This window comes from Pseudoalteromonas sp. S1608 (assembly GCF_005887265.1).
GTDB classification, from domain to species: Bacteria; Pseudomonadota; Gammaproteobacteria; order Enterobacterales; family Alteromonadaceae; genus Pseudoalteromonas; species Pseudoalteromonas undina.
In genome coordinates, this window is record NZ_PNDK01000052.1 from 31,787 (window position 1) to 51,628 (window position 19,842).

The 19,842-nt window shown below is 40.7% G+C and carries 20 protein-coding genes; 8 read left to right on the forward strand and 12 right to left on the reverse strand.

The genetic code is table 11. The annotated features are described in order from the left end of the window. Positions 1 to 31 precede the first annotated feature (31 nt). From CWB75_RS16965 to CWB75_RS17005, 9 genes are all read right to left on the reverse strand, one after another. Positions 32 to 418: a hypothetical protein gene (locus CWB75_RS16965; protein WP_054202651.1), complete on the reverse strand. Its 387-nt coding sequence runs from the start codon at positions 416 to 418 to the stop codon at positions 32 to 34. Between the two features lie 3 nt (positions 419 to 421). Continuing rightward, the gene (locus CWB75_RS16970) at positions 422 to 1,984 is read right to left on the reverse strand and encodes a S41 family peptidase (protein ID WP_138571264.1); all 1,563 of its coding nucleotides are present in this window, start codon (positions 1,982 to 1,984) and stop codon (positions 422 to 424) included. A gap of 48 nt (positions 1,985 to 2,032) precedes the next feature. Then, positions 2,033 to 2,872, reverse strand: a complete 840-nt coding sequence (locus CWB75_RS16975) for an amidohydrolase family protein (protein WP_138571265.1) — start codon at positions 2,870 to 2,872, stop codon at positions 2,033 to 2,035. After that, positions 2,869 to 3,597 carry an SDR family NAD(P)-dependent oxidoreductase gene (locus CWB75_RS16980; RefSeq protein ID WP_054202648.1) on the reverse strand — a complete coding sequence of 243 codons (729 nt, stop codon included), beginning with the start codon at positions 3,595 to 3,597 and terminating at the stop codon, positions 2,869 to 2,871. Before CWB75_RS16980 ends, CWB75_RS16975 begins: the two co-directional genes overlap by 4 nt. Positions 3,598 to 3,618: 21 nt before the next feature. Continuing rightward, positions 3,619 to 4,107, reverse strand: a complete 489-nt coding sequence (locus CWB75_RS16985; protein ID WP_054202647.1) for an FKBP-type peptidyl-prolyl cis-trans isomerase — start codon at positions 4,105 to 4,107, stop codon at positions 3,619 to 3,621. 66 nt (positions 4,108 to 4,173) lie between these two features. Next, a complete protein-coding gene (locus CWB75_RS16990) occupies positions 4,174 to 5,622 on the reverse strand; it encodes a LysM peptidoglycan-binding domain-containing protein (RefSeq protein ID WP_138571266.1) in 1,449 nt (482 codons plus the stop codon). A gap of 56 nt (positions 5,623 to 5,678) precedes the next feature. Beyond that, complete coding sequence (locus tag CWB75_RS16995; protein WP_054202645.1) at positions 5,679 to 6,698, reverse strand: MBL fold metallo-hydrolase; 1,020 nt, start codon at positions 6,696 to 6,698, stop codon at positions 5,679 to 5,681. Between the two features lie 55 nt (positions 6,699 to 6,753). After that, positions 6,754 to 7,059 (reverse strand): cell division protein ZapA, encoded by a 306-nt coding sequence (locus tag CWB75_RS17000; RefSeq protein WP_010391716.1) that lies wholly within the window; start codon positions 7,057 to 7,059, stop codon positions 6,754 to 6,756. Continuing rightward, on the reverse strand, positions 7,059 to 7,289 hold the full coding sequence (locus CWB75_RS17005; RefSeq protein ID WP_008113449.1) for a hypothetical protein: 231 nt from the start codon (positions 7,287 to 7,289) through the stop codon (positions 7,059 to 7,061). The genes CWB75_RS17000 and CWB75_RS17005 overlap by 1 nt, the downstream gene beginning before the upstream one ends. Before the next feature lie 238 nt (positions 7,290 to 7,527). Here CWB75_RS17005 and CWB75_RS17010 point away from each other — a divergent pair, with 238 nt between their 5' ends. Next, positions 7,528 to 8,367: a 23S rRNA (adenine(2030)-N(6))-methyltransferase RlmJ gene (locus CWB75_RS17010; protein WP_138571267.1), complete on the forward strand. Its 840-nt coding sequence runs from the start codon at positions 7,528 to 7,530 to the stop codon at positions 8,365 to 8,367. Between the two features lie 68 nt (positions 8,368 to 8,435). On the opposite strand, the gene CWB75_RS17015 is transcribed toward CWB75_RS17010, so the two are convergent. Both CWB75_RS17015 and CWB75_RS17020 read right to left on the reverse strand, forming a co-directional pair. Then, on the reverse strand, positions 8,436 to 9,242 hold the full coding sequence (locus CWB75_RS17015) for an META domain-containing protein (protein WP_138571268.1): 807 nt from the start codon (positions 9,240 to 9,242) through the stop codon (positions 8,436 to 8,438). A 126-nt stretch (positions 9,243 to 9,368) separates the two neighbouring features. Beyond that, positions 9,369 to 9,935, reverse strand: a complete 567-nt coding sequence (locus tag CWB75_RS17020; RefSeq protein ID WP_010391720.1) for a PhnA domain-containing protein — start codon at positions 9,933 to 9,935, stop codon at positions 9,369 to 9,371. 265 nt (positions 9,936 to 10,200) lie between these two features. Here CWB75_RS17020 and CWB75_RS17025 point away from each other — a divergent pair, with 265 nt between their 5' ends. From CWB75_RS17025 to CWB75_RS17055, 7 genes are all read left to right on the forward strand, one after another. Continuing rightward, positions 10,201 to 11,475 carry an EAL and HDOD domain-containing protein gene (locus tag CWB75_RS17025; RefSeq protein WP_054202644.1) on the forward strand — a complete coding sequence of 425 codons (1,275 nt, stop codon included), beginning with the start codon at positions 10,201 to 10,203 and terminating at the stop codon, positions 11,473 to 11,475. A gap of 53 nt (positions 11,476 to 11,528) precedes the next feature. Next, positions 11,529 to 12,137 carry a paraquat-inducible protein A gene (locus CWB75_RS17030; RefSeq protein WP_138571269.1) on the forward strand — a complete coding sequence of 203 codons (609 nt, stop codon included), beginning with the start codon at positions 11,529 to 11,531 and terminating at the stop codon, positions 12,135 to 12,137. A 63-nt stretch (positions 12,138 to 12,200) separates the two neighbouring features. Beyond that, on the forward strand, positions 12,201 to 12,575 hold the full coding sequence (locus CWB75_RS17035; RefSeq protein WP_075169911.1) for a hypothetical protein: 375 nt from the start codon (positions 12,201 to 12,203) through the stop codon (positions 12,573 to 12,575). Positions 12,576 to 12,683: 108 nt separating this feature from the next. Then, positions 12,684 to 14,009 (forward strand): TolC family protein, encoded by a 1,326-nt coding sequence (locus tag CWB75_RS17040; RefSeq protein WP_138571270.1) that lies wholly within the window; start codon positions 12,684 to 12,686, stop codon positions 14,007 to 14,009. Beyond that, complete coding sequence (locus CWB75_RS17045; RefSeq protein WP_138571271.1) at positions 13,999 to 15,498, forward strand: efflux RND transporter periplasmic adaptor subunit; 1,500 nt, start codon at positions 13,999 to 14,001, stop codon at positions 15,496 to 15,498. The genes CWB75_RS17040 and CWB75_RS17045 overlap by 11 nt, the downstream gene beginning before the upstream one ends. A gap of 8 nt (positions 15,499 to 15,506) precedes the next feature. After that, a complete protein-coding gene (locus CWB75_RS17050) occupies positions 15,507 to 18,623 on the forward strand; it encodes an efflux RND transporter permease subunit (RefSeq protein ID WP_138571272.1) in 3,117 nt (1,038 codons plus the stop codon). Between the two features lie 145 nt (positions 18,624 to 18,768). After that, positions 18,769 to 19,224, forward strand: a complete 456-nt coding sequence (locus tag CWB75_RS17055; protein ID WP_010391728.1) for a hypothetical protein — start codon at positions 18,769 to 18,771, stop codon at positions 19,222 to 19,224. A 70-nt stretch (positions 19,225 to 19,294) separates the two neighbouring features. On the opposite strand, the gene CWB75_RS17060 is transcribed toward CWB75_RS17055, so the two are convergent. Beyond that, positions 19,295 to 19,801: a glycine cleavage system transcriptional repressor gene (locus CWB75_RS17060; protein ID WP_010391731.1), complete on the reverse strand. Its 507-nt coding sequence runs from the start codon at positions 19,799 to 19,801 to the stop codon at positions 19,295 to 19,297. Positions 19,802 to 19,842 lie beyond the last annotated feature (41 nt).

Consider the following 19,842-nt stretch of genomic DNA (forward strand, 5'->3'; position numbering starts at 1 on the left):
CCGGTAAGTGATAACTCACTGACCGGCTTTTTTATCGCTGTGGATTTATTTTACAAAGTACCTGTTTTAGTTCGATGGTTGCTTTGCTATCAAGATGGCGAACAAAACAGCGCTCTCCCTTAATCATCAGTTCAAACTGATCCGGCATATTAAGCTGCTTGCCCATAATCGGATTTCCCTGAGGATCTTTGTGATTAAGTTGCTCAAGTGTAACTGTGCTTGAGGTTACAAAAACGTCGTCGGTTAATTGAACCTGTGAGCTATGTAGCAGTTGCGTAATCGCATCGGCTACTTTAGCGCTATTGGGCTCAATTAGTAACGCATGCTGTAGCTTAGGTGTGGGTTCTGAGCTTTGCGCTAAGCAACCCGTTAACCCTAATGTCGCTGCAGTCATGCTTATTGCTAATAATATGTTCATTGCTTATCTCATGTTATCACTAAGAATAATATTTTGTTGTAGCATGGTTTGAACTCGCATATCTTTTACTTCTGGCATATCGGTGGCGATAGTGGGCGCAAAACCAAGAACACTATTTATTGAGCTTGGGGCAGGGCAACTGCCGTTTTCTCTATAGCTCAGCGCTGTACTTAATAAGCTTTCACTAGCATCACCTAAGCGCTTAGTAAAATCATCGGCAACAGCACACCCAGCAATACGAACCGGTTGTCGTGCGTCATCAATGGTATTTTGCGGTGCAAAGCCATCTGAATATTCACCAAAACCTTTGTTATTTTCGCCAGTAAATTGAATAGTAAAATAAGTGGTGTCGCAGTTGTCGGTAGGGTAAAAACCATACGGTTTACCGCAGGTGCCTGCGCCTATCTGAATAATTTCAACATCTGCTCCGCGCAGCCCGTTAATGATAGCCTCACTAGCCGAGCAGGTACTGCTGGTGGTAAGTACAAATACCCGTTCTAAGTTTAAGGTGGGTAACGGCGTGCCCGCTACAATTGCAGGATTATTTTCAAAGCCGATAAAACGATTTGTAAAAGGCATCGGCGTCAGTGCTTGGCCTGTGACGGGGTTGGTATTAGGGTATTTATCATTAAATATGGTTCGTTCAAATATTTTACCTTGCGTGTTACTGCCCCCCACCATGTAGCCTACTTGGCTAGCCATTTGTAATAATCCCCCCCCGTTATAGCGCACGTCAATGACTAAATCTTTAATGCTACTGGCAGCGAGTTGGTTAAAGGCGTTGTAAAGCTGTGTTTCGGCTATGGCGTTATGGCTATTAAATTGAAAATAACCAACATCACCAGCGACTAAATCGGTACGAACATTCATTACTGGTTGCGATTCGATGTTTTGAGACGTGAGTGTCACTGTGCGGTTTTCATTAGTGCTGATATCCCTAAATACAAATTCGGTAACTTTACCGGTTTGCTCGGGGAATAAACCTGCATTGATAATACCTACCTCGCTCGATGAGGTGGTGTTAATAAAATCAACGCCATCAACTTCTAAAAGCTCAAAACCACGAATAATATTTTGATTACTAGCTGGGGTATTTGGTTCGGTGTAGCTAACAACTGCTTGGCGTGGCGCGCTACCGGCAATTATTTTTATATTAAAGCCATAACCAAAGCTTAGGCCGGATTGATTTTGTCTTTGCCACTCATCGGTCGGCAAACTAAAGTGAAAGTTATCTTTTTTCGCACCTGACTCAGTCAGTTGCTCCGTTTTTAAAGTATTAAAGTAATCAATAACCCCTGACGTTAATGCAGGGTTGGTATCAATAATTTCGTCATACCATAGGTAGGTTTCGTTACTCCAAGAGCGTAGCCAGTTTTTTTCATTAATTGCTTGGCATTGACCTTTAAATTGCCCTGAACTGGCAAATACAGCTGAGGTCCAGCCGCTATTATCAGTTGTTGGGTTGGTCGCATTGTCGCTACCTCCACCACCACAACCTGTTAATAAAGCGGCTAGTGAAAAAGGGAGTAATGTGTATTTAAGAGAAGATGAATTAAAAATGGCCATACGCATGCTCGTTTTTTAAACTGTTGAGCTAAATATAGCGGTTTTCATTTAGAGTTGATAGAGGCTTGCAGCATTTTTGTAACTCAAATATTGCCATGTAAGATCGTCGCTACACAGGCTGCGATAATGTTGCCATAACTCGTTGTAGTTAATATTAATTTGGCACACGGGGAAGTTGCTAGCAAACATCACTCTTTGCATACCAAAATGCTTTAAAATATGTTTAAAACATTGGTTTTGCTGCTCGCTATTAAGCATGAGTAATTCAAAACCTGAAAACTTAATCGCAACATTAGGCTGTTTTGCAAGTAGTTCAATTGCAGTTGCCCAGTTAGCAAGGTTGTGTGCAAGCCCTGCGTGATTAATGATTATTTGTAAACCACTAACTTGGTTGGCATAAGAAATGAGCCGCTCAGTGATGTTGAGGTTTTCTACTTCAAATTGGGCTTCAAAATGCAGCTTTAATTGGCTCAAGTGCCGCAGGTTATCGAGACAATGAGGGCTCAATAAGCGCTCGGCATCATGACCTTCAGTGATATCTCTAATGCCTACAAGAGAGTGATGATCTAGCTGCTGAAGTGCTAGTTTAAATGCGTTATTTGACTGGTTAATTGTTGCAAAGCTAATTGCTTTATAAGGTATAGTTTTAATATGTTTGGCTAACCAGTTTAATTCTTTAACTGGCTGGTTATTATCAAACCCAGCTTCTATGTGCACTAAACCTGCGAGTTCAAAGTTAGTACTTTTGATCAGTTCAGCAACGCTGATGGGCTGCTTTATTTTATCTAAGTTAGACCAAGCTGGTGGGTTCGCACCTTGTAGCCAAGTGTATTGACCCTCCAGCAAATTAAAAAAGTGCAGATGCGGGTCAATAATTTTAGTGCTCATTGTGCTGTGTAGCCGCCATCAATACGTTGTAAGCTACCAGTAATAAAGCTGGCATCTGCACTTACTAAAAAGCTTACCAGTGCAGCAACTTCATCGGCTTGACCTAAACGGTTGAGCGGTTGTAAGGCGGCTTCTTCTGCAACAATATCGGCTTTGTTAGCACCACTTCTTTTACAATATGCATCAATTGCATTATGAAATAACGGCGTTTCTATGGTGCCAGGGCACACTGCATTAGCGCGAATATTAAAGCTTGCGTAATCCAAGGCGGTGGTTTTAGCCATTGAAGCCAATGCGTGCTTAGTTAAGTTATAAGCAAATGAATTTTGTTTGCCTATAATGGCCTGATCTGAGGCAATTAACACAATAGCGCCATTTTTTTGTGCTTTCATTGTTGGTAATACGCTTTGTATAGCCGCGTACGCACCTTTAACATTCAGTGCCATTAACGCATCGAATGTCGCTTCATCGGTGTGCTCAATTGTGGCACTTAGATGCTTACCAGCGTTTGAAACAAGTACATCAATACGTTGTGTTTTTTCAATAATAGCCTGTATACACTGGCGTACGGCGGTTACATCACTAACATCACATTGATGAAAAACACCACTCTCACTTGGCTCAATATCTAAGTTATGAACCTGATAGCCGTTAGTTAATAATCGCTGTACCACAGCAAAGCCAATGCCTTTAGAGCCACCGGTTACTATTGCAACTTTTGACATACTTGTTCCTCTAATTAGCAATTAATGTGCGTGGCCGCAACCACCTTCAGCATGAACGTGGCCATGAGAGATTTCTTCGCTTGTTGCTTCACGAACTGATACAACCTCAACATCAAAGGTCAGCGTTTTACCAGCAAATGGGTGGTTTAAATCACAATCAGCATTAAAGCGGCCTACTTTTACGATAGTCACTTGATGGCGACCCTGATTTGATTGCACCATTGCAGTCATACCTGGCTTCCACACTTTTACATCGCCTTGTAAATGCTTAAGCGGAATGCGCTGAATTAAATCATCAACACGCTCGCCGTATGATTCACTTGGAGATAACGTTACGCTAAATTTATCACCAGCAGTTTTACCTTCAAGTGCGGTTTCTAAACCGGGTAGCATGCCTTCGCTGCCGTGAATGTAACTTAATGGCGCGTCGTTAAGGCTACTTTCTATTTGCTCACCGGCTTCGCTAAGGGTGTAATGAAATTCAACGGCCGAATTTTTACTGATTTGCATGCATGTCTCTTTAAGATTTAAATAAATTAAAAAGCAATTTTACGCGAAATGCTGCGCTTTAGAAACTTAACGGGGATGATTTAATGTATTTTGTAAGTCGAGTAACAGATCTTTTTTAGCCGGTGTGGTTTTAGGTGTCGCAGCTTGGGGTATAAATAAAACTAACTGAGTCCCAGGCTTTAATACGCTAGATGCTGATAACTTATTCCAACGTGCTAAATCGCTATGAGCAACGCCATACAACTGACTTATATTCCACAGGTTATCACCGGGCTTAACGTGGTAATCTACCTCGATGGTTGGAATGACGGGCTCTTTTTGTTCCAAGTAAGGGCTTATTTTATAGTTAATAGTGAGTGATTCAGGTAACGTTTGAGGCTCTCCTAAAATAAGTTTTTCGCCAACACCAATAAAGTTATTTTGCTTATTATTGAGCTGTTTTAGTGTCTTTAAAGGCAAGCCAAAATGCCTAGCAATACCGTATAGTGTGTCATTTTTTTTGACTATGTATTCGCCTGCAAAATTGGCTTTAAAAAAACGGTTTTTTAGTAAAGCTTGTTGCTCAATAGGAAGCAACAAAGTATGCGGGCCATGGGGGGAACTTTGGTTTTTTAAATAACCTCGATTAAGAGCATGTAGCTGTTTTACACCCATACCAGAGAGCTTGGCCATAATTGAAAAATCGAACTGTTTTGCCACATTTAACGAGGTGGTCAGTGCTTTATAAGGAAGCTTTGGCCGTTTAAATTTTGCCTTAGGGTGTTTTACTAAATAGCTCAATGCTAATAGTTTTGGTACATAGTCAGCGGTTTCTTTTGGTAGGGTCAGTGCCCAAAAGTCAGTTGACTTCCCTCGCTTTTGATTGCGTTTTATAGCACGTTTAACTCGGCCTTCACCGGTGTTATAGGCTGCAAGTGCATGCAACCAATTACCATAAAAACGTTTATGTAAATAGCTTAAGTAATCTAGTGCTGCATCGGTTGAGGCCAGTACATCTTGGCGTCCGTCGTACCATTGATCTGATTTAACCCCAAAATGATATGCAGTTGCTGCAACCAGTTGCCACACACCCACAGCATGTTCAGTTGAGCGGGCCGTAGGCCTAAAGCCACTTTCTACAAATGGCAGTAATGCCAGTTCCATGGGGAGTTGCTTTTGCTCTACTTTTTTTACTATATGGTATAAAAAAGGCTCTGCACGGCGAGACACTATTTTTAAATAATTCGGTTGTTTTAAATACCAGTTAATGCGTTTCTTTAACGCCTGATTTTGCTCAACCGGTAAATGTAAATTATCAGCAATATGTGCCCATAAGTCAGTTGGTTGAGTTACTTTTAGGGCTTTAGGTATTGTTTTTTTATTAATGATTTTTTTGGTGTTTGTAGAGTTCGGCGTGTTTGATTGTGCGGTTTTTTGCTCTACAGGTGCAGGGACTACAGGCGCAATGATCTCTGGCTGTGTGGTTTTACAGCTACATAGCAATACAATGGCAAAGCATAAGATCAGGTGACGCATTTTGTTCCTTTTTAAAAAATATATTTCCATATTTTAACACAATCCATTGTGTTCAGTTATTGACTGTTTTTAGCGCGAAGTAATCCCGATTGCAAAAATAAGTTACTTGATTTTATATCAAGTGGTTCTTGTTGGTAAGGTTTTAGTACTTCACTTGGGAATTTTTTTTGTAATTGCTCAATACTGGCTTCAGGGTTATTTTTAACCTGCTCCGTAATTGCTTCTAAAAACGTGAGTGACTGTTTTAATTTAACTTTATCGACTAAATTGCCATGGCCAGGAACAAAAAGTGACAGCGAATTATTATTTATATATTTTTTTAATAAACTTTGCCATTGTTTAAGCTCGCCATGCCCAGGGTAGGGAAGCCAGTCAATGATATCACCACCTATTAAGGTTTTACCTTTGTCGGCAAGCAGTGTTAGATCGCCATTAGTATGTGCCTGATGCGGGTTGATAGTTAATACATAATTTCCTAAATCTAATGTTTTAGGCTCACTAATACTCATTTTTGGTGGTGTTAGTTGATAATTCTGCCAGCGAAATAAGCGTGTTTTAGCGCGAGTGAGCTTTTCTCGCCATTGAGCTTGCTCTGCATCGGGTAAGGTGGCTAATCGCTGATAGCTCAGCTCAATGCTTTTCTCGAACCCCTCTAGCTTATCTGTTAATGCTTGCTGATAACGCGAAAAGTCGTTAGCGACTTGTTGGTGAGAAATCAGTTTTGCGTCTGGGAAGTAATGCTGCATAACCGCCATGCCCAGCAAGTGATCGTCATGAAAATGAGTGGCAACTAAGTAACATAAAGGCGTCTTTAGCTGTTGTTTTAGTTCGGTAACCAGTTGTTCTACTGCTGCAAAGTTACCACTGGCATCTACCAGTAAGGCACACTCACTGCCCTGAATTAACACTTGATTAGAGTCGTAAAAACGTAACCTATCTGGCTGCTTGATAAATTGAATATTAGCCGATAACGATTGCCACTCAACTGCTGCATTGCTTTTTGTATGTATAAATAGACAGATTAAAGGCAGTAAGCACTTACCTATTTTTTGAGCTTTAGTTAAAAGTGGTTGCATCTTTTTCTCTAGCTATATTTTGACGGTAAAAACAATAAAAGCGCAAAATGCGCTTTTATTTAGTGTGTTCAGAGTTTGAGCTTAAGTATTGACTTAACTTATCAATCAATTGATCTTGATGCTCAAGCTCAACTGATTTTTGAGTTTTTGCTTCAAGCAATTCGTGGCTTAAATTCAAAGCAGCCATAAGTAATGCTTTTTGATCGTTTCTGACAGTTGAACGTTGTTTCATTTGTTCAACTAAATCATTCAGATTTTTGGCGGCCGCTTTTAGTGCCTCTTCTTGCCCAGCCGGACAAGCAAATTGCTGCTCTTTACCAAGCAATTCAACAGTGACTCGCTGGTTTTGCAGCTCAGACATTAGCTTGCCTGTTGTGCGCTTTGTAATTTATCTAATAATGACGACAAGGTGGTGCTTGCATCTTTTTGTTTTTCTTCATTTTCAAGGGCTTCTAACTGTAATAACTCATTTTCATCAAGCAGTTTACTGTTTTGCTCTTTAAGCTCTGTAATATCAGTTTGCAACTGATTATTACGGGTAATTAGTTGGTCGATCAGTTGTTCGAGTTGTTGAAGAGTATTGTTGTTCATAAATGCGCTCATATAACTGTAATTAATGTCATGCAAATGTAAAGCAAAGTGTGTTTATTTGCCAGCATTTACGCTGGTTTTAGGTGATTTTTATTCTATGTTAAGGGATAATTCATGCTATTGGCTTTTTCATTCAGAAATGGTTCACGTAAACACCCGCTTTTGCTGTGACGATTGCCAAAGCAGTGTGCTTTATGGTTCACTAATTTTATTAAACAGCGTATGGCGAAAATAAATAATGCTTAGTTACAGACACTCCTTTCATGCGGGTAACCCTGCCGATGTACTTAAACATTTAGTGTTAGCGCAAGTGCTGGGTTATCAAACAATAAAAGATAAGCCGCTTGACTATATCGATACGCATTCGGGTGCTGGTTTTTTTGAGCTGGCAGCATCAGACGCGCAAAAAACCCAAGAGTACCAAGATGGCATAGAAAAACTTTGGCAACATACCAGTCAGCACGGTGCCTTAAACGACTACATTGAGTTAATAAAATCGTTTAATGAAAGTTCGTCTCTGGCGTTTTACCCAGGTTCACCAAAAATCGCCGAACACTTTTTGCGCCGCCAAGATAAGGGCTGGTTTTTTGAGTTGCATCCGCGAGATTTGGTATTACTTGAAGAAAACATGCAAGGTAAGCGCTCTATTCGAGTACGCGGCGAAAATGGGTTTGCGGGCTTAATTGGTTTATTACCGCCAGCTTCGCGCAGAGCCTGTGTGTTAATAGACCCACCTTATGAAATAAAAGACGATTACAATACGGTAGTACAAACCATTGTCAAAGCCCACCAACGCTTTGCGACGGGTACATATATGATTTGGTATCCGGTTGTGGACAGAGAACGTATTGATAATATGGAGCAGGGTTTAATTGACGCGGGAATTAAAAATATTCAATTATTTGAATTAGGTACCGAAGCAGACACAGAAGTACATGGTATGACCGCCTCTGGAATGATAGTGATAAATCCACCATGGAAGCTGAAACAAACTATGGATGACGTGTTACCTAAACTAGTAAGCTTGTTGAGTAAGCCTAGTGGTTTTTACCGTAGCGAGCAGTTAGTCGCCGAATAAAAATAAATAAGCCCAGTTTAACTGGGCTTATTTATTTGCTTATATGTGGGGTATTGTTACGTTCTTAATCAAAAGTAAATAGCGTTAAAGGTAGCAAGTTGGTTGCCTGCCTCATTTTGTAATACTAATTTTTCACCATTAATTTGCCATTGCGTTGCTGCCTGAAGCACAGCCGCCATCGCGCTTTCTTGTTCCATATTGTCATGACACATTTTTTGCGTGGTAGCTAACTGCGTAAAAGTTACTGCTTGCTTCGATACTTCATAACCGCCATTAAAGTTATTACATCCTAAAAAGCCGTGTACAGTGTTATCACTATTAAACTGAATAAATGGCTCTTTAGTATTCACTACAACGGGGTTGCCATCGATTGAAACGGCTTTGAAATAGGTGTTTACTAAGTCAACGTCTGGCTTTGGCGCTACTTTTGAAACAATAATCTCTAAAGGCTCTGATGAGGCCGTATTATCAAAAGGCGGGTTACTCGTTGTGCTGGTGTATAGCAAGTTTCCTTGATTATTAATGGTTGCACGCACGCTATAGCGGTGAGTTGGGTCAATCTTTTCAAGGTTATACTCAAGCTCTACTTTATAAGGCGGTGCGCCTACTAAATCAATTACCTGCTCAGAGATAACCGTTGCTGCCACATCCATTTTTGACACATCAACCAAGGTAACGGTTAGCTGTGAATTAGGCGCAATTAGGCTGCGATCTAAGTAACTAACTTGCACAGGTAAGGTGGTCATTGTTTGCGCCACAGCACTATTTTGCTGCGCTGTGTCATCGTTACATGCGCTCAGCATAAGTGTGCCACTTGCTAGAAAACACAAGCCTGCAATCGACTTTAACATTGAATTTGGCTTCGATGAGAACATAAGAGTTCCTTGATGGAGTATGGTATAAGGTCGCTAGCATACGGTTGAATTGCTTAATCATTGCTTAACTAGCAAATAAAGAAAGTCGAGATATAAAAAAAGGCGCTAGGCGCCTTGATTTATTACTTATTTTTTTACGTATTTAGTTAAAATTACAATACGCTGTCCATCAACACGTCCTTCAATATGTTCAGGGTTGCTGGTTAAGCCAATATTGCGCACGGCTGTACCGCGCTTTGCTGTTAAGCTGCTACCTTTCACATCTAAATCTTTTATTAACGTGACGGTGTCGCCAGCTTGTAGTACTACACCATTGCTATCAATGTGTTTAATATCATCATCTTCAGCAAGCGCTTGCTGCGCCCATGTTAATGTGTCTTCTTCAAGGTAAATCATATCTAGCGCGTCTTGTGCCCATCCGTTATCAGCTGCTAACTGAGTCAGCATGCGATAAGCAACAACTTGTACCGCAGGTGTTTGACTCCACATACTGTCATTTAAGCAATGCCAATGGGTCGGGGTTAAATCGCTATTGCCTTCAATTTGATCTTTACACGTTTGACAGGTGTAGATGCATTTATCTGAATGAGCTTCGGTAACAGGAGGAACTTCGTATACAGTTAGGTTGTCTGTTGCTGCGCAGAGTTCACATTGGTTACTGCTACGTTCTATTAAGGCTTGTTCAATGCTCATATAAGGGACTCTTTTTTGTGAGTTTATAAAAAATTAATAATCGCATTATACCTTATAACCATAACCTTTGGGTATGCTTAGAGCAGTTGTAAACTCAAAAACCCTATAAAGAATGAGGATACTAATAACTCTGCTCTAGGGTTATAAATTTAGTCTTATTTGTTTGTTTTTAATCTAATTAAAATTGCAGCAAGTCTTTAAAGTTTCACTATACTGGTTAAATAATAAAAAATAATGATGACATCACTGTTAAGTAGGAAGATTAATGCCAAATAATCTAGAGGTAAAAAATTCATCTATTTTGGTTACTCAATATATTGCTAGGCAACCAATTTTTGACGGTGATAAAAGTATTTTTGCTTATGAGTTGCTCTATCGCGATTCAGTTAATAATGCTTTTCCTGTAGGAACAACTGACGGGCAAGCCACTGGGCGACTTTTTTTTAATGCGCTAATGCTGGTTGGCATAGAAAAGCTAACGCTCAATCAAACTGCGTTTATTAATTTATCGAGCGAGGGGCTTTTAGAGGATTTGCCTAAATTATTACAGCCTGAGAATACTGTAATTGAAATTGTTGAGCGCACTGAAAATATAGAGCTTGTTGTTGAGAGAGTGACAGAGTTAAAAAAAGCAGGATATGTATTTGCGTTAGATGACTACGACTCACATGAAAAATGGCAACCATTACTCAGTTTGGTTGATTATATTAAGCTTGAAGTTGAAGAGCCCGTAATAAAAACCAGCATGTTGCTGAAAAAGCTCAAACGCAATTTTCCTAATATTAAAATAGTGGTAGAGCGAATTGAAACCTATGATGAATTTAGGCAGCTTAAAGAGGCTGGATGCGATTATTTTCAAGGGTTCTTTTTTGCACATCCAGAAATGTTAAGTTACAACAGTATCGAACCTCTAAAAATGGCTGTTTTAGACTTACTGCGTTGCACATCCCGCACAGATTTAGACTTTAATGAAATTAATCTACGCATTTCTAAAGATGTCGGTTTGACTGCACGCGTCCTAAAACTAGTGAATGCTCGCTCTGCTAATAAAAATTTAGTGATAACGTCTATTCCTCAGGCGGTTGTGTATTTAGGGGAAGATTCTATTAGAAAGTTTGTACGAGTATTGGCGCTAAGCGAGCTTGGCTCAGATAAGCCCAGTGAACTTACTCGTTTAGGCTTATGTCGAGCGCAGTTCATGCAAATAATTTTAGAACCAGGCGGAAAAGTCATTGCAGAACAAGGTTATTTAGTCGGCTTAATGTCGGTGCTTGATGCTATTTTAGATATGGAACTGGAAGCTATTGCTAAAGAGTTTAGTTTAGGGGCTGAGTTATCTGGTGCACTATTAAGTTTTGAAGGCATGATGGGTAATTCTTTACATTTAATAAAAGCGGTAGAGGAAGATAATTGGCAATTGGCTAAAAAGTTGTTAGAAACTATTCGCCCAGCCTCGAATATTGAGACCGTATTTAGCGCCATGTTGGATGCACGCCAGTATGCGGATGAACTATTGGCCACTATTATTGAGCAAGACTAACGCAAAACGTTTGGGTATGATTGGCACATATTGATTTTACTTAGTATTACACCATGCGTTTATTTTTACCTACTACCACTATTTTAATTGCCTTAGCTTTATTAATTCCCGGGGTGACTCAGCCCGTACTGAGTATGGAAGGTAAAATTGATAAGTCTAAACTTGCTGAGGCGGGCATTGAAATGTTGGCAGATGAAGGGAATCAAAACACCCGTAATATGCTAATGATGATCTCGAGTATGTTGGGGTTAGATAAACTTGAAGGCGAGTTCAGCGCTTATCAAAAAACGCGCAGTATTTGGGGCACCGTTAACGAACTGGCCGATAACAAAAACTACTTAGTGGCGATATTAGTGGCGTTTTTTTCAATGGTGATCCCAACAATTAAGCTGCTGCTTCAATTGTTGTATTGTGTGCTGAAGGAGACTTCGTTTAAGCACAATCTTGGTAAGGTGATTATCGGTTTAAGTAAATGGAGTATGGTGGATGTGTTTGTTATTGCATTAATAGTGGCTTACATGGCTGGTAATGCAAACGCGAACTCAGAAGATTTACTTAATATGCATGCTGAGTTTGGTACTGGTTTTTGGTATTTTACCGGCTATTGCTTGTTCGCCATTGCGGCCAGTAGCTTCATAAAGCCAGTAGTAAAAACCAGTTAATTATTGAGTTTTAAACACAGTTCCCATAAACTTTAAACGTCTATTTATTTTTAGGTTAATTCATTGCAACGTATTTACTGTATTTTACTCACGCTAACTTTGTTACTCACTTTTGTGGGTCAAGCCGTTGCGTCTGTATCTATGGTATGTGATATGCCGCATACGAACATGGCAACCCATGCATCGATGCAGCATAGTAAGATGGCAATGAGTGACGATGCTGATACAACAACCATGTCTATGGATTGCTGTAGTGAGCAAAGCACGTTAACCCAAGATTGCAGTTGCCCGATGAGTGCTTGTAGTTCGCATTCAGCCTTGCATGTAAACTCACTATTTATAGCCTCCAAATTACCCTCTGAAAAAGTGCAACATGCTGTAATACAGCATCAAGTTAACTTTGCACGTTCTCTTTACCGTCCTCCTATGCCTGCATAATCGCAGGGTAGGTGTATTTAAAATTTAGTTATTTAGCTTATTGTCATCTATCTGCTTATAAATTTAATCGTTTTCATTCGTTATTTTTAAATTTAAGTGGAGCAAGTGATGAATCACTTCGCAGTATTAAAATCCGTGTGTATAAGTAGCTTGTTGAGTATTAGTGTCTCTGTACACAGTGCTGAACTAGGTTTAAATGAGGCAATTAACTATGCCTTAAACCATGAGCCCTGGCTTAAAGCCAGTAAGCAAAAACAATCATCAATTGAAGCAAAAAGTATTGCCGCAGGAACCTTACCTGATCCAGTGCTTACATTAGGGTTAATGAACCTACCAACTAATGGTTTTGCTTTTGATCAAGAAAATATGACCCAATTTAAGGTGGGAGTTAGCCAATCGCTGAGTCGAGGCGATAGCCTAGCACTTCAACAAAAGGCCCTTTCTCAGTCAGCTGCAGCAGAGCCTTGGCTGCGCAAAGATAGACTCGCGCAAGTAAAAACCATAGTTACTGAGTCATGGCTCAATGCTTATAGAGCGCAACGAAGCATTGCACTAATTGAGCAAGATAAAGCTTTGTTTACCCAGCTCATTGATATTACAGAATCAAGCTATGTAAGCTCGGTGGGCAAAACACGCCAACAAGATATTATTCGAGCGCAATTAGAGTTAACCCGCCTTGAAGATAAATTAATGCAACTGGAGCAGCAGCTACAAGGTGCTAAAAAGCGGCTAACACAATGGTTGCCTATCGCTATGCTGAGCCAGCCTGTCAGTGATGACTTTTCAGAGCTTACAGCATTAAAAAACTACACCGAGTTAGAGTATCAGCAATTAATGACCATGCTATTAAAGCACCCTGCAATTATGGCAATGGATAATGCAATAGTGGCAAAGCAAACTCAAATTAGTGTGGCTGAGCAAGGCTATAAACCGCAAATTGGCGTTAATATGGGGTACGGTTATCGTGATGACATGCCAATGGGTGGCTCGCGAGCAGACCTTTTCTCTGTGGGTATAAGTATTGATTTACCGCTGTTTACCGATAACCGCCAAGACCAACTAGTAAATGCTGCCATTGCTGATAGCGAAGAAGCTAAAACACAAAAATTAATAGCCCTTAAAAAGCTACAAGGGATGTACTTTAAGGAAGTTAGCCAGTTAGCGCGGCTTCATCAGCGCGCCGAGCTTTATCAAGCCAAGCTGCTGCCGCAAATGGCTGAGCAAGCTCAAGCGACCCTAAATGCCTACACTCGCGATGATGGTAATTTCTCAGATGTAATGCAAGCGCGTATTAGTCAATTAAATGCCAAGATAGACGCCCTAAACATTCATGTTGATCAAAAGATAATTATCGCAAGGTTAAATTATTACGCCAGTGCTGATGATACCAGCTTGAAAAACACACCACAGCAGGAGCCGAGCTATGAATACTAATTTAAAATTATTACTGGTGGCTATATGTAGTGCGGCATTAACTACGGGGATATTTTTAAGCTTACCTAGTGAGCACTCTATGCCAACTGACAGTAAAGCCAGTATTAAAAAAGAGCCGCTTTATTGGGTCGCACCTATGGACAGTAATTATCGCCGAGATGAACCTGGTTTATCGCCCATGGGCATGGATTTAGTGCCTGTTTACGAAGAGTCAGACCGTGGGGCTAATGAAGGGCCAGGCAGTATTAAAATTTCACCCACAGTGATTAATAATTTAGGTGTGCGTACTACCCCTGTTGCGTTTGCTGCACTTGAAAATGAAGTTAACACGGTAGGTTATGTACAATACAACCAAGACCAGCTAATTCATATTCATCCGCGCGTAGAGGGATGGGTCGAAACCTTATACGTTAAAGCCGCGGGTGATCAGGTTAAACAAGATGAGCCACTTTATACCTTATATTCACCACAGTTAGTGAATGCACAAGAAGAGTTTGTTTTAGCGTTGAAGCGTAATAATCCGGTGCTAATTCGTGCCGCTAAAGCCCGTTTAAAATCACTCAATGTGTCTGATGGCTTTATTTCACGCCTGCAAAAAGGTCAGCAAGTACTGCAAAACATAACATTTTATGCCCGCCAAGGTGGTGTTGTTGATGAGCTTAATATTCGTGAAGGATTTTATGTTAAACCTGATACCTCAATGATGAGTATTGCTCAGCTTGATGAAGTATGGGTTGAGGCTGAGGTATTTGAGCGCCAAGCAGAACTTATCCGTGTTGGCTTGCCTGTAACCATGACACTCGATTATTTAAGTGGCCAACGCTGGCAAGGGCAAGTGGATTATATTTACCCTACCTTAGATGCTAAAAATCGTACTTTAAGAGTACGTTTGCGCTTTGATAACCAAGGCCATCAGTTAAAGCCTAATATGTTTGCTCAAGTCAGTATTCATAGTCAAGTAGCTGAAAAACAGTTAATCGTACCTAAAGAAGCTGTTATTCGCACTGGTAGCCAAAACCGTGTTGTAGTTGCACTTGGGGATGGTCGTTTTAAATCGGTCGAGGTAACTTTAGGGCAAAGTGATGCGGCTAATACCGAAATTTTATCAGGTGTTATGGCAGACGATGAAGTGGTTACTTCAGCACAGTTTTTAATTGATTCAGAGTCGAGTAAAAACTCTGACTTTAAACGTATGCAAGCAGTTTCGCATAACAGTATGCAAATGAGTGATGCCAACCCAAATACGGCAACTGTAAATGGAGTAATTAATAGTATTGATGCTAATAATCGAATTGTGAATATCAGCCGTGAGGCAATTGAAAAGTGGGGCCGAGGACCTGCAACAATGGACTTTATGCTAGCAAAAAATGTAATGACTGAGATGCTCAAGCCTAATGATGAAGTTACTTTTACCTTTAGCATTGAGCAAGGTGAATTTGTGATTCATACAATAACGCCTGTGCATGCTTCGCACAGTCAACATGAGTAGGAGTGGTTATGATTACTGCAATTATTCGCTGGTCTGTTGTTAACCGTTTTTTTGTTTTATTACTGACCGCAATACTGATTGGTGGTGGCTTGTATTCTGTAAAAAATACGCCTGTAGATGCCTTACCCGATTTATCAGATGTACAGGTTATTGTTAAAACATCTTATCCTGGGCAAGCGCCGCAAGTAGTGCAAGATCAGGTTACATTCCCGATTACCACGGCAATGCTATCGGTACCTGGGGCGCAAACAGTACGCGGTTTTTCTTTCTTTGGCGACTCCTACGTGTACGTTATTTTTGACGAAGACACTGATTTATACTGGGCACGAAGCCGTGTTCAGGAATATCTAAGTCAAGTATCTGCCCGTTTGCCTAGTACGGCAATTGCAGAGCTCGGGCCCGATGCCACCGGCGTTGGCTGGGTGTATTTATATGCACTCACTGATACCACAGGTAAGCATGACATCAGCCAATTACGCAGTTTACAAGATTGGTTTTTAAAATTTGAACTGCAAACTGTACCCGGTGTATCCGAAGTGGCATCGGTAGGCGGCATGGTTAAACAATACCAAGTAAACGTTCAGCCCGATAAGCTTCGTGCTTATGGTATTCCGCTAAGCCTTATTCAAACTGCCATTAAGCAAGGCAATCAAGAAATGGGTGCATCGGTAGTTGAGATGGCAGAAGCTGAATACATGGTCACTAGTACTGGCTACGTAAAAAGTGTTGCTGATTTAGAAGCCATTCCTTTAGGTATAAACGCTAACGGTACTGCACTACAGTTACGTGATGTTGCTAATGTGCGTTTAGGTCCGCAAATGCGCCGCGGTGTTGCCGAGCTTAACGGCGAAGGCGAGGTGGCAGGTGGCGTAGTGGTTATGCGCTTTGGTGAAAACGCGCAAAAAACCATAGAGCTCGTTAAAGCTAAATTAGAGTCACTTAAAAAAGGGCTACCAGAGGGGGTTGAAATTGTACCTGTGTACGATCGCTCTCACTTAATAAAAGACGCAGTTGATAACCTCACCTCTAAATTAATGGAAGAGCTTATTGTAGTGGCTTTAGTGTGTGTGGTGTTTTTATTTCATATACGCTCATCGCTGGTGGCTATTATTACCTTACCGTTAGGTATACTCACCGCTTTTATTATTATGTATTGGCAGGGAATTAACGCCAATATCATGTCATTAGGCGGGATTGCTATTGCGATTGGTGCTATGACTGATGGTGCGATTGTGATGATTGAAAACATGCACAAGCATATGGAGAAAAAACCGCTAACAGATGAAAACCGTTGGCAAGTGGTGATTGACTCTGCCAGTGAAGTTGGGCCTGCGTTATTTTTTAGCTTATTAATCATTACCGTGAGCTTTATGCCGGTATTTATTTTAGAAGCTCAGGAAGGGCGAATGTTTGCGCCATTAGCGTACACAAAAACCTATGCAATGGCAGCTTCTGCTGGATTAGCAATTACCTTAGTACCCGTGCTGATGGGTTATTTCATTCGGGGTAAGGTGATCTCTGAAAATAAAAACCCAGTTAACCGTTTACTGGTAAATAGTTATAAGCCGCTGTTAAACCTAGTACTAAAATTTCCAAAAAGCACCTTGCTGATTGCACTAGCTATCACTTTAGTGGGCTTTTATCCGGTAAATAAAATAGGCAGTGAATTTATTCCACCTCTTGATGAGGGGGATCTAATGTATATGCCGACTACTTACCCAGGAATTTCAATAGGTAAAGCGCGCGAGCTATTGCAGCAAACCGATAAATTGATTGCCACTGTGCCCGAGGTAAAAACCGTATTTGGTAAAATTGGACGAGCGGAAACGGCAACCGATCCGGCACCACTGACCATGATTGAAACCTTTATACAGTTTAAGCCTAAGGATCAGTGGCGCGAAGGCATGACCACTGAAAAGCTCAAGCAAGAGCTGGATGCTTTAGTTAAGTTTCCTGGGCTGACGAACGCTTGGGTAATGCCAATTAAAACGCGGATAGATATGCTGGCTACAGGGATTAAAACCCCTGTGGGTATAAAAGTCGCGGGCCCTAATTTGAATGAAATTCAAAAAATAGGTCAACAAATAGAGGTATTACTTAAAGATCTTCCCGGTACGGCGTCTGTTTACTCAGAGCGTGTAGCGGGTGGACGTTATATTAAGGTAGATATTAACCGTGAAAAAGCAGCGCGCTACAGTTTAAATATTGCTGATGTGCAACAAGTAGTCGCAACCGCTATTGGTGGTATGAACGTGACTGAAACGGTTGAGGGTCAAGAGCGCTACCCAGTAAATATTCGTTATCCGCAAGCGTACCGTGACTCCCCTGAAGAACTGATGCTTTTACCTATTGTTACTCCAACGGGTCAACGTATCGCACTTGCTGATGTGGCGGATGTATTTATTAGTGATGGCCCTCCTGGGATAAAAAGTGAAAATGCCCGTTTAAATGGTTGGAGCTTTATTGATATTAAAGATACAGATATTGGTAGTTATGTAGCAAATGCTCAGCAATTACTAAACGAGCAGCTAATTTTACCTGCTGGATACTCTATAACTTGGGCTGGGCAATACGAATACATGGAGCGTGCCAAAGCCAAACTGAGTTATGTGTTACCGCTTACCTTAGCCATTATTGTAGTGCTACTTTACCTTAACTTTAGAAGCTTCACCGAGGTATTTATTATTATGGCGACTTTACCACTGGCGATGATAGGCGGTATCTGGCTAATGTACTTAGAAGGCTTTAATTTCTCTGTTGCTGTGGGGGTCGGCTTTATTGCCCTTGCTGGGGTGGCCGTAGAAATAGGCGTTATAATGTTGGTGTATTTAAACCAAGCCTATAAAGCGCAGGTAGAGGCTGCTTCTAAAATGGGTAAAAGCTTGAGTATAGAGCAGCTTAAACAGGCGATACTAGAAGGTGCGGGTCTACGAGTACGTCCGGTAATGATGACAGTGGCAACCATAGTGATTGGCTTATTACCGGTGCTTTATGGCACAGGCACGGGGAGTGAAGTAATGAGCCGAATAGCCGCCCCCATGGTTGGCGGTATGTTTAGCGCTATTATTTTAACATTGCTGGTATTGCCTGCTGTGTATTTATTGTGGCGAAAGCGCAACCTATAATATTTACACTGATTGTGTAACTTGTACTGAAAATATCAGTACAAGTTAGGCAATCGTTTCTTTATCTACTGATTTTATTGCATTTCTTATTGGCATGATTCACGCATCTATTTAATCAATAGGTTTTAAAAAGTAAGGAACGCACATGCAAGTTAAAACAATTCAAGAAGTGTTCGATTGGACCGTTCAGTTTCATACACAAATGGCGGCTAATTTTTTTAGCGTAAGGGATTTACTTGGAGAGCATAACAAACAGTTAATCGATTATTGTGTTGAGTATGAAAAAAAACTCGCTGAGGATTTAATTGGCTTTAAAGCAATCACTGAAATAAATACTTTAGATACATACTGCTATGAATATTTTTCAGAGCACTCAGAAATTATCAGCTTTACTGATTTAGATCGCAGTAATGAGCTAGATGAATTAGCAATTCAAGAGTATTTATCTCAGCAGCATCAAAAAGTATTAAATGCATACAGTTATTTGGCAGATAAAGCGCAGTCACCAGAGGCTCAAGAAAAGCTAGGGGAGATCTTACAGCTCGAAGAGCAAGGTTTGAAGCAGATGATGCAAAGTATTAATCGTCATGCAGACATGTAGCACTGGGTGTTATGCATAAAAAAGGCGCTATAATTAGCGCCTTTTTCGTGTTCATGATAATAGAGCTGATTTAACTTTGCTCTACATCAACCACTAAGTCACTCGTAATTGACTCAAGTGCATTAATAACTTCTTCTTTATTCAATCCGTTAGGCAGGCTCACGGTGGCAACAGCACTAAATATAGGCACTCCCCAGTTTGGCGCACTTTGCTGCCTAGAGTTTAAGTTTGTAATGTTCGCGCCTTTATGGCGAATAACACTTGCTAGCTCTTGCACTATACCAGGGCGATCGTTACCGGTGATCACAAAGTTAAGTTGCTCAAGCTCTACAGGCTCAATTTCAGTGTTGCCCTTTTCAATGCGAACATCTAACTTAGGAAGCCCATTGAGCGCATTTTGAAATGTCTGTAAATGCTCTTCAGCCACTTCAACCTGTATAATGCCTGCAAAGTGCCCGAGTAAGTGACTCAAATTACTGCTTAACCAATTGCCATGGTTTTCCAATATAACCGATGAAATACTTTCTACTAAACCGGGGCGATCTTCCCCTAAAATAGTTATTACCAACTGCTTCATAATAGTTCTCTTTTTAAGCCCAAATGAAAAAATAAATGCAT

Bases quoted from the DNA above. Each gene is read 5' to 3' on its own strand.
- CWB75_RS16965 (WP_054202651.1), bottom strand. From the start codon at position 418: ATGAACATATTATTAGCAATAAGCATGACTGCAGCGACATTAGGGTTA.
- CWB75_RS17060 (WP_010391731.1), bottom strand. From the start codon at position 19,801: ATGAAGCAGTTGGTAATAACTATTTTAGGGGAAGATCGCCCCGGTTTA.
- CWB75_RS16970 (WP_138571264.1), bottom strand. From the start codon at position 1,984: ATGGCCATTTTTAATTCATCTTCTCTTAAATACACATTACTCCCTTTT.
- CWB75_RS17055 (WP_010391728.1), top strand. From the start codon at position 18,769: ATGCAAGTTAAAACAATTCAAGAAGTGTTCGATTGGACCGTTCAGTTT.
- CWB75_RS17015 (WP_138571268.1), bottom strand. From the start codon at position 9,242: ATGTTCTCATCGAAGCCAAATTCAATGTTAAAGTCGATTGCAGGCTTG.
- CWB75_RS16985 (WP_054202647.1), bottom strand. From the start codon at position 4,107: ATGCAAATCAGTAAAAATTCGGCCGTTGAATTTCATTACACCCTTAGC.
- CWB75_RS16980 (WP_054202648.1), bottom strand. From the start codon at position 3,597: ATGTCAAAAGTTGCAATAGTAACCGGTGGCTCTAAAGGCATTGGCTTT.
- CWB75_RS16995 (WP_054202645.1), bottom strand. From the start codon at position 6,698: ATGCAACCACTTTTAACTAAAGCTCAAAAAATAGGTAAGTGCTTACTG.
- CWB75_RS17020 (WP_010391720.1), bottom strand. From the start codon at position 9,935: ATGAGCATTGAACAAGCCTTAATAGAACGTAGCAGTAACCAATGTGAA.
- CWB75_RS16990 (WP_138571266.1), bottom strand. From the start codon at position 5,622: ATGCGTCACCTGATCTTATGCTTTGCCATTGTATTGCTATGTAGCTGT.
- CWB75_RS17010 (WP_138571267.1), top strand. From the start codon at position 7,528: ATGCTTAGTTACAGACACTCCTTTCATGCGGGTAACCCTGCCGATGTA.
- CWB75_RS17050 (WP_138571272.1), top strand. From the start codon at position 15,507: ATGATTACTGCAATTATTCGCTGGTCTGTTGTTAACCGTTTTTTTGTT.
- CWB75_RS17005 (WP_008113449.1), bottom strand. From the start codon at position 7,289: ATGAACAACAATACTCTTCAACAACTCGAACAACTGATCGACCAACTA.
- CWB75_RS17030 (WP_138571269.1), top strand. From the start codon at position 11,529: ATGCGTTTATTTTTACCTACTACCACTATTTTAATTGCCTTAGCTTTA.
- CWB75_RS16975 (WP_138571265.1), bottom strand. From the start codon at position 2,872: ATGAGCACTAAAATTATTGACCCGCATCTGCACTTTTTTAATTTGCTG.
- CWB75_RS17040 (WP_138571270.1), top strand. From the start codon at position 12,684: ATGAATCACTTCGCAGTATTAAAATCCGTGTGTATAAGTAGCTTGTTG.
- CWB75_RS17025 (WP_054202644.1), top strand. From the start codon at position 10,201: ATGCCAAATAATCTAGAGGTAAAAAATTCATCTATTTTGGTTACTCAA.
- CWB75_RS17045 (WP_138571271.1), top strand. From the start codon at position 13,999: ATGAATACTAATTTAAAATTATTACTGGTGGCTATATGTAGTGCGGCA.
- CWB75_RS17000 (WP_010391716.1), bottom strand. From the start codon at position 7,059: ATGTCTGAGCTGCAAAACCAGCGAGTCACTGTTGAATTGCTTGGTAAA.